This window comes from Mycobacterium arosiense ATCC BAA-1401 = DSM 45069, from assembly GCF_002086125.1.
Lineage (GTDB): Bacteria > Actinomycetota > Actinomycetes > Mycobacteriales > Mycobacteriaceae > Mycobacterium > Mycobacterium arosiense.
This window is the reverse complement of record NZ_MVHG01000071.1, coordinates 18645-27993: the sequence shown is the minus strand read 5'-3', so window position 1 is coordinate 27993 and position 9349 is coordinate 18645. Positions and strand designations below refer to the sequence as shown.

The 9349-nt window shown below is 66.0% G+C and carries 8 protein-coding genes; all 8 read left to right on the top strand.

What is annotated here, in order from left to right:
• The first annotated feature begins 404 nt into the window (after positions 1-404).
• The 8 genes from BST14_RS21255 (at position 405) to BST14_RS29695 (ending at position 9286) form a co-directional block, all read left to right on the top strand.
• A complete protein-coding gene (locus BST14_RS21255) occupies positions 405-1088 on the top strand; it encodes a TetR/AcrR family transcriptional regulator (RefSeq protein ID WP_083066336.1) in 684 nt (227 codons plus the stop codon).
• Between the two features lie 264 nt (positions 1089-1352).
• Entirely contained in the window at positions 1353-2558 is a 1206-nt protein-coding gene (locus tag BST14_RS21250) for a cytochrome P450 (protein WP_083066335.1), read from the top strand.
• The gene (locus BST14_RS21245; protein WP_083066334.1) at positions 2555-3403 is read left to right on the top strand and encodes a mycofactocin-coupled SDR family oxidoreductase; all 849 of its coding nucleotides are present in this window, start codon (positions 2555-2557) and stop codon (positions 3401-3403) included. The genes BST14_RS21250 and BST14_RS21245 overlap by 4 nt, the downstream gene beginning before the upstream one ends.
• Before the next feature lie 29 nt (positions 3404-3432).
• The gene (locus tag BST14_RS21240; protein WP_083066333.1) at positions 3433-4401 is read left to right on the top strand and encodes an enoyl-CoA hydratase/isomerase family protein; all 969 of its coding nucleotides are present in this window, start codon (positions 3433-3435) and stop codon (positions 4399-4401) included.
• 20 nt (positions 4402-4421) lie between these two features.
• A complete protein-coding gene (locus BST14_RS21235) occupies positions 4422-6773 on the top strand; it encodes a CaiB/BaiF CoA transferase family protein (RefSeq protein WP_083066339.1) in 2352 nt (783 codons plus the stop codon).
• Positions 6770-7531: an SDR family NAD(P)-dependent oxidoreductase gene (locus tag BST14_RS21230; protein ID WP_083066332.1), complete on the top strand. Its 762-nt coding sequence runs from the start codon at positions 6770-6772 to the stop codon at positions 7529-7531. Before BST14_RS21235 ends, BST14_RS21230 begins: the two co-directional genes overlap by 4 nt.
• Positions 7532-7550: 19 nt before the next feature.
• Positions 7551-8828 (top strand): hypothetical protein, encoded by a 1278-nt coding sequence (locus BST14_RS21225; protein ID WP_083066338.1) that lies wholly within the window; start codon positions 7551-7553, stop codon positions 8826-8828.
• Positions 8829-9031: 203 nt separating this feature from the next.
• Positions 9032-9286: a DUF732 domain-containing protein gene (locus BST14_RS29695; RefSeq protein ID WP_142279524.1), complete on the top strand. Its 255-nt coding sequence runs from the start codon at positions 9032-9034 to the stop codon at positions 9284-9286.
• Positions 9287-9349: the final 63 nt, after the last annotated feature.

Here is a 9349-nt window from a genome sequence, read left to right as displayed (position 1 = left end):
GCGCGGTTGTGCTCGGCGGCGCGGCGGTCGGCGAACTGGACGGTGCGGGCTTGTGCGCGTGCTGGCAGCCGCTCATCGCGGCGGCGACCAGGCTCAGCGACCCGAGCCACGCGCCGGCAGTGCGCGCGCGGAAACGACGGTGAATCATCCGAACCGACTCTACTCGCCGGTCATTGGTTTTCCGTTCGGCCGGAAGCCTTGCACCGCAATTTCATTGGCTGAGTATTAGCGCGGATTGTCGAATTAGGACACCCGAGTCGGGATTGCCGGAAAATTGAGCTGCACGTCCCCGACACGCTGACACCGCGGAGAACGCGCTCTTTACCGACACTACGAATATAGAGTAGGGTCGCAATTCAACCCGTATGGATAGACGACGTGGATAGACGACGTGGATAGACGACGTGGATAGACGACGAAAGCCCAATTCCGCCGAGCGCCGCCGTGACCTGTGCGATGCGGCAATTCAGCTATTGGCCGATGACGGGGCCAAGGGTTTGAGCCATTTGAAGGTCGACCGAAAGGCCGGAGTGCCGGACGGCACGACCTCGTTTTATTTCCGCACCCGATCGGCGCTGCTGCGCGCGGTGGCCGAGCGATCCGCCGAGCTCGACCTCGCCGAGCTGCAGGCGATCGCGGACAGCTCCGACGCGGACGCCGGGAGTCGCGCACCGTCGCGGTTGTCACAGGTCGTGATCCAGGCCGGCAGCGATCCGCAGTTGTACCGAACCAGGGCCCGTTACGAGCTGACCATGCAGGCCACCCGCGACCCCGTCCTGGCCGCGATCCTGCAGCAGGCCACCGACGAGTTCACCAAGTTGCACCGGGAAATCCTCGTGCAACTCATGCCGCACGGCGCCGACCTGGATCCGGCGGTCGTCGAGGATCTGAGCAACGTCACGCTGACGTTCATCAATGGCCTGCTGCAGCGGTTCGCCCACGGCGACCGGATCATCGACAGCGCCGAACAGCTCGACGGCGTCCTCTCGGCGATCGCCGGCGGGATTTTGAGGAGTTCCGATAAGGGGCGGCTCACCCAGGCGGGCGGCCTGCGGGTGTTGCGCCATGGGGCGGCCGGGCCCGGATGAGGACGCCGACGGGACACGGTGCGCCGGGCCCTGGGTCTTGCCAGGGCGCCCGCTGTATGGTTCTCTACGACATAGTTCTCTACGACAATAGAGTAAGAGCACGCACATGCGCCGATTTTGCCCGCGCTTGTGCAGAAGTGACAGCGACGCAATTAAGCGGAGTGTATAAATTGCCCGGACCGAATCCAGCGCTGCAACGCTGGCAGCGCTAGCCCTGGTGCAGGTAGTACGGGTACCGAAAAGTGCAGCGGTAGGAGGATTTTCGTGACGGCGAGCACCGACAGCAGTGTTCGGTTCGATCCCTACGATGTCGGGCTGATCGCCGACCCGTATCCGATGTTCAAGCGCCTACGGGACGAGGCGCCGCTGTACTACAACTCCGAATACGACTTTTATGCGCTGAGCCGATTCGCCGACGTGAATAAGGGAATCCTCGACCACGGCACGTTCAGTTCCGCGCGGGGCGTGATCATGGAACTGATCAAGGCCAACCTCGAGATCCCGTCGGGCATGTTGATCTTCGAGGACCCGCCGATCCACGACGTGCACCGCAAGCTGTTGTCGCGCATGTTCACCCCTCGCAAGATCGCCGCGCTGGAGCCGATGATCCGTGAGTTCTGCGCGCAATCGCTCGACCCATTGGTGGGTTCCGGGCGGTTCGACTTCGTCACGGACCTGGGCGCAATCATGCCGATGAAGGTCATCAGCGCCCTGCTCGGGATTCCCGAAGAAGACCAGGAGTACATCCGGGACCGCGGCAACGCCCAACTACGCACCGAGCCCGGCAAGCCGATGACCGCCGCCGAGCAGGGCTTGTCGGTTGGCGAGCAGTTCGAGGCCTACATCGATTGGCGCGCCGAGAATCCGTCGGACGACATCATGACCGAGTTGCTCAACGTGGAGTTCGTCGACGAGACCGGGACGACGCGACGGCTGCGACGCGAAGAGATCCTGGTCTACCTCAACGTGGTGGCCGGAGCGGGCAACGAAACCACCACGCGGTTGATCGGGTGGGCGGGCAAAGTCCTCGCGGAGCACCCCGACCAGCGCCGCGAACTCGTCGAGAACCCCGGCCTCATCCCGCAGGCCATCGAGGAGTTGCTCCGTTTCGAGCCGCCGGCGCCGCACATGGCGCGCTATGTGACACGCGACGTCAGCCTCTACGACCAGACCGTGCCGGAAGGCAGCGTGATGCTCATGCTGATCGGATCCGCCTGCCGCGACGAGCGGCAGTTCGGCCCCGACGCGGGCGAATTCAACATCCATCGTCCCCCCCGGCCGCACCTCACGTTCAGCGTTGGCGCCCACTTCTGCCTGGGGTCGGCGCTGGCCCGGCTGGAAGGCCGTGTGGCCCTTGAGGAAATCCTCAAGCGCTTCCCGGAGTGGGAGCCCGACATGGCTAACGCCACACTGAGCCCGACGTCGTCGGTGCGTGGCTGGGAAACGCTGCCCACCGTGGTGCCACGATGACCGGCCGGGTCGAAGGCCGGGTAGCGGGAAAAGTGGCCTTCGTCAGCGGGGCCGCCCGCGGTCAGGGCCGCAGCCACGCCGTGCGCCTGGCGCAGGAGGGCGCCGACATCATCGCGATCGACGTGTGTGGGCCGATCGAGCACCTGGCTTATCCCCACTCGACACCGGAAGACCTCGCCGAGACCGCGGATCTGGTCAAAAATCTCGACCGGCGCATCGTCACGGCCCAGGTGGACGTCCGCGACTACGACGCGCTGAAGGCCGCGGTGGACAGCGGGGTGGAACAGCTCGGCCGCCTCGACATCATCGTCGCCAACGCCGGCGTCGGAACCGACGGCAGAAGGCTGCACAAGATCCGCGAGGACGTGTGGCAGGACATGATCGACATCAACCTGAGCGGCGTGTGGCACACAGTCAAAGCCGCCGTACCGCATGTCCTTTCGGGTGGACGGGGCGGTTCGATCGTGCTCACCAGTTCGGTGGGCGGTCGCAAGGCCTACCCGAACACCGGTCACTACATCGCCGCCAAGCACGGTGTCATCGGCCTGATGCGCGCCTTCGCCGTCGAGCTGGGCCCGCACATGATCCGGGTCAATTCCGTGCTGCCCACCCAGGTCAGCACCACGATGGTGATGAACGACAACACTTACCGGCTCTTCCGTCCCGACCTGGAAAATCCCGGGCCCGACGATTTCGCCCCGATCTCGCAAATGATGCACACACTGCCGGTGCCTTGGGTGGATGCCATCGACATCAGCAATGCTGTCCTGTTCCTCGCCTCTGACGAATCACGTTATGTCACCGGCGTTTCGCTTCCCGTCGACGCGGGCAGCTTGCTCAAATAGGCGCTAACTCCCAGTGAAAGAAGAAGCCCATGCCTGAGTTCGATTACGAAAAGCTGAAGAAGGAAGCCGAGCAGTACATCAAGTTCGAAAAGGACAAGAAGAACCGGATCGCCTACATCACGTTCAACCGCCCGGAAGAGCTCAACTCGACCACGCTGGGCATGCGGCAGAACTACGCGGACCTGATCCACAAGTGCAACGTGGACGACGACGTCAAGGTGGTCGTGATCCGCGGCGAGGGCCAGGATTTCGGCAGTGGCGGCGACCTGCCCGAGCAGCGTCCGATGCTGGAGAACCCCGGCCTGCCGCTGCACCACGAGCTGGCGATCAACGATGACGACGTCAAGTACCCCCCGGGTGGCTCCTATCGGTACCTGTCCACCGTCACCGATTTCTACGCCAAGGCCCGCGCCGGAAACCGTCCGCTGCAGGAGCTTCGCAAGATCAGCATCATCGAGGCCAAGGGCTACTGCTACGGGTGGCACTTCTATCAGGCCGGTGACGCCGACCTGGTGATCTCGTCCGACGACGCCCTGTTCGGGCACCCGGCCTTCCGTTATGTGGGCTGGGGACCGCGGTTGTGGTGGTGGGCCGAGACGATGGGCCTGCGCAAGTTCTCCGAGATGCTGTTCACCGGAAGGCCGTTCAGCGCGAAGGAGATGTACGACTGCGGATTCGTCAACAGCGTGGTGCCCCGCGACCAGCTGGAGGCGGAGACCGAGAAGTACGCGCTGGCGTGTTCGAAGTCGCGCCCGACGGACACCGTCGCGGTGCAGAAGACCTTCCTCGAGCTCTACAAGCAGCACAAGGGCGAGTACTTCGGCAGCCTGCTGACCGGCATGGTCGAGGGCATGTTGCCGATGATCAAGAACGACGCGGAAGAGGTCGACCTCACCGAGGGCACCTTCAGCAAGGGACTCAACCATGTGGTGAAGGACAACGACCTGAACTTCCCGCCGGAGTGGCGTCTGAGCCGCTCGGGCCGCGCGAAGCCCTGACCGATTTCGGCGGGGCGTGCATGTCCGCGCTGACGGGTGTCAGGATCGTCGAGCTATCCGCTTCCGTGGCGGGGGAGTATTGCGGGAAGCTGTTGGCCGATTTCGGCGCCGAGGTCATCAAGATCGAGGCGCCGAAGCGCGGCAGCGCGACCCGTGCCATGGCGCCGGTGCTCGCCGGCGGGTGCGAAGGCAGCGCCCTGTTCGCCTACCTCAACACCAACAAGCGCTCGGTCGTGCTCGATCTCGGCGCGGCGGCCGATGCCGAGCGGCTGCACCGGCTCATCGACACGGCCGACGCGGTGATCGAAGGCCGGACCGCGGGCTGGTCCGCGCAGCACCCGTCCGTGGTCTTCTGCTCCATCACCCCGTACGGGCACGGCGTGTCCGCCGAGTTCGACAATGCCCGCAGCATCAACGTCTTTCACGCCAGCGGGTGGGGCTATCACACGCCGAGCCACCCCGACCCGACCAAGCCGCCGTTGCAGGGGCCCGGCCGCTTCTTGGCCGACTACGAGGCAGGGCTGGAGGCGGCGCTGTGCGTCGCCTCGTCGTTGTGGGGACGTCTGCACACCGGCGGGGGCGAGTTCATCGACATCTCCCAGCAGGCCGTGTTGGTCTCCCGCGCCGATTGCATCCTGGGCCGGTTCGTCACCGGCGAGGTGCCGGCCCACGGTGAGCGGGGGGACTACGATCAGGCGGGGCCGGCGGCGTTCTTCGCCTGCGCCGACGGTTTCGTCTACCTGTACATGACCAGCCGGTCCCACTGGGCCGGAATCAAAACCCTGTTGGGACAACCGGAATGGCTCGACGGGTTCGAGGATGACTGGCTGGAGTTCTCCGTCACCGCCGAGAAGGTCACCAGGTTTCGGCGCGGCTTCGCCGCATGGGTCGACGGCCTGCCCAAAGAGGAGGCCTCGGAACGGGCGCAGCGGCTCGGTGTGCCGCTGGTGCCGGTCAACGGCGCCGCGGACCTGCATCGGTCGCCGCAGTACCGGCATCGCGGTTTCTTCCAGCGGGTGCGCCACCCCGTGCTGGGCGACGCGGCGTATCCGACCGTGCCGTACGCGTTCGGCGCCTCGCCCGCCCGAATCGTCAGTGCCGCACCGCGGCTCGGAGAGCACACCCGCTCGGTCATGCAAAGCGTCGACATCGCGCGCGTCCGGCCGACGGTCAAGCCGGCCCAACTCAAGCCACCCGCGAACCCGCGGGGCGGACCGCTGGAGGGCGTGCGCGTCGTCGAGCTGACCAAGGTGTGGGCCGGCCCGTACGCCGGGAAACTGCTGGCGATGCTGGGCGCCGAGGTCATCAAGATCGAGACTGCCGACAGCCCCGAGGAGATGCGTGCCTACGGCGGCACGGACATCAACCATGCCCCCTTCTTCTTGAGCATCAACCCCGAGATCCTCAGCGTGGATCTCGATATCAAGTCGGCCGACGGGATGGCGCGACTGCGCGCGTTGATCGCCCGCAGCGACATCGTTATCAACAACCTGCGGCCCGGCGCCATGGAACGTCAAGGCCTGGGATACCAACAGCTCACCGAGATCAAGCCCGACATCATCTCCGTGTCGATCAAGATGTGGGGCAACGACGGGCCGCTGGGCCATCAAACCGGTTATGCGCCCTGCTTTGCCGCGCTGGCCGGGCCCGCCGCGCTGGTCGGCTATCCCGGCGGCCCGCCGCTGGGGACCAGCATGCGCTACGGCGATTCAACCGTCGGAGCCGCCGCGGCCTATGCCGCCGTGGTGGCGCTGCTGCACCGGGAGCTCAGCGGCGCGGGGCAATTCGTCGATGTGTCGGCGGTGGAAACGCTGTCTTCGATGATCGGCGACTGCCTGCTGGAGCAGTCGCTGACCGGCCGTCGCCTGGGGCCGACCGGCAATCACCACCCTGACATGTGCCCGCACGGCTGCTACCCGTGTGCCGACGGCGAGTGGATCACGGTCGCCGTTGCCGACGACGCCGAATGGCATGGGTTGTGCGGGGCGCTCGGCGCCGCGACACTGGCGGACGATTCCCGCTACGTGACGGCCGATGCGCGACACCGCCACGTCGAGGCGCTCGACGCGGACCTCGCCCGGCTCACCCAAGGTCAGGACGCGGAGCGGCTCGCGCAGCGCCTGCGGGCGGCCGGGGTGCCGGCCGCCAAGAGCGCGACCGCGGTGGATGTGATTGGCGATCAACGGCTGTGGGACCGCGAGCTGTACCGATTCGTCTCGGATCACCGCGAAGGCCAGCGACCGGTGCTGGGACCGTCCTGGCGGATGGCGCGTTCACCGACGCGGATCGCGCGCGGCGCGCCGGACCTCGGCGAGGACACCGGCTACGTTCTACAGGAGATACTCGGCACGCAACCGACGGGCGGGACATGACGACACTGGCGCGCACAGCGGCCCTGGTCACCGGCGCCAGCAGCGGCATCGGCGCGGCGACGGCCCAGGCGCTGGCTGAACAGGGCGCGGCGGTCGCGTTACTCGCGCGCCGGGCCGAGCGGCTGGCGCAGCTGCGGAACCGGATCGAATCCGCCGGTGGCACAGCGCTGGTCGTGGCCGCCGACGTCACCGATGCCGAGCAGGTGGCGGCGGCCGTGCGGCGCACCGTCGCGGAGTTCGGCCGCCTCGACATCCTGGTGAACAATGCCGGCCTGATGCAGTCGGCGCCCGCGACCGAAGCGTCCCTGCGGGACTGGGATCAGATGGTGTCGGTCAACGTGCAGGGTGTCCTGTACGCGACCCGCGCGGCGCTCCCGCACCTGATCGAGGCGGCCGCCGACTCGCCGCGCGGCGTGGCCGACGTGGTCACCATCAGCTCCACCGCCGGCTGGGTGGCCCGGCCGAACACCGCGGTGTATTCGCTGACCAAATTCGGGGTGAACGCCTTCAGCGAGGGCCTTCGCCAAGAGGTGCTGGGCAAGCGGGTCCGGGTCGGGGTGGTGGGTCCCGGAACCGTCGACACCGAAATCTTTGGCCACCTGGCCGATTCGTACCGGGAGGCGTTCGAGCGGCAGACGGCCGGCATGGTCATGCTGCGGCCCGAGGACATCGCGGATGCGGTGTTGTTCATGGTGACGCGTGATCGCCGGGTGGCGGTCAATCACATGTTGGTGCGCTCGGCCGAGCAGACCTGGTAGCGGCGTGACTTCGGGCTGGGTGATCGGTGACCACCACGGATTGCCGTTCCCCGCCGACCCCGCGTCGTTGCGCAGCGCCGGGGCGGGTTTTTTGACCGACGCGTTTCGGGCCTCCGGAGTGCTGGGACGCAACGGCGTGGCTCGGATCGGCGACTTTCGGGAGATCAGCGGTGGCAGCACCGGGCGCAAGGTGGCGCTGTCGGTCGAATATTACCGGCCCGCACCGGATCTGCACACCGAGCTGTTCGTCAAGTTCTCCCGAGATCTCGACGACCCCGTGCGCGACTGCGCAAAGACACAGATGCAGGCCGAGATTCGGTTCGCTCTTTTGGCACGAGCGCCCGGATTTCCCATCGCGGTGCCCAGCCCGCAGTTCGCCGACTACCACGGTCCAACGGGCACCGGGATATTGATCACCGAACGGATCGGCTTCGGCGCCAATGGGATCGAACCGCAATACCACAAGTGCCTCGACTACGAGATGCCCGAGCCGCTGGAACATTACCGCGCGCTGCTGACCGCGCTGGCGCGCCTTGCCGGAACGCACCGGTCCGGCCGGCTGCCCGCTGACCTGATCGCGCACTTTCCGCTGGATGTGCAGGCCGCGACGGTGGGAGAGCGGGCGCCGCTACCGCCGGGCAAGCTGGAGTGGCGGATCGCACGGCTGGCCGAGTTCATCGCCATCCATCCGGGTCTGGTACCCGCCGGCGTCGGCTCGCCAGAATTCCTGGCGCGCTTGGCCGATGAGGCGCCCCGATTGGCACTATACGAGAATGTGGTCGCCGATCACCTGGCCGCCGACGCCGACTACGTCGCGCTGTGCCACTGGAACGCCAACGTCGACAACGCGTGGTTCTGGCGAGAAGTCGACGGTACGCTGCGTTGCGGCTTGATGGACTGGGGATGCGTCAGCCAGATGAACCTCGGCATGGCGTTGTGGGGAGCGATGTCCGGCGCCGAAAACGAGCTGTGGGAAACCCATCTCGATGACTTGCTGGAACTGTTCGTCGCGGAATTTCACCGCTATGGCGGTCCACGGCTGGAGCCGGACAGGCTGCGCCGGCACACGCTGCTGTATGCGGCGGTGATGGGTGTGGCATGGCTGCTGGATGTTCCGGCGTTGATACGCAGGCGATTCAACAACGCGCCGAGCAGCCGCACCGATCCGCGGATCAGGGACGACGAGAGCGTGCGTGCGCCCCTGCAGATGCTGTCGAACCTGCTGCTGCTGTGGCAGCGCCACCCGCTGGGCGACCTGGTTGACGAGGCCCTGGCCGAGGAGGGGCGCGTCGCCTAGGGCGCGTCGCCGTCAGCCACGCGGAACGCCGCTGTCGATAACCCGACGCGCTTGCTGGATGAACGCGGCTGGGCTGGATTGAAAGCCACAACCCGCATCGGGAATTTTCACAATTCCGGATTTGAGTAACCGCCAAAGCGTTTACGCTACAGACTCGGGCAACGGTACTAGCACAAAGTCGCCAAACAGGGAGGTTTGGAGGCATGTTGTCTCGTGAAAATCTCGTCGCCACAGCTGCTTTGGTGGCTGCGGCGGCGATCGCTGGTATCGGGTTCGCACCGCTGGTCCATGCGGACGATGCTGACTTTATACAGTTCCTAACGGAACACGGCCTCGGCTGCGGTGAAGGTTCAATAAAGTGCAAAAGTGCCGACGATTTGATCCAACTTGGCCACTCGGTGTGCTACGACATCGACGTCAATGGTCAAACCCGGTGCAAGCTGCGGACAAGGCCGTAGAGATCGGGGAAGGCTGGATCAATAGGGAGCAGGCCGCAGATTTAGTCGCCGCGTCCGTCGTCA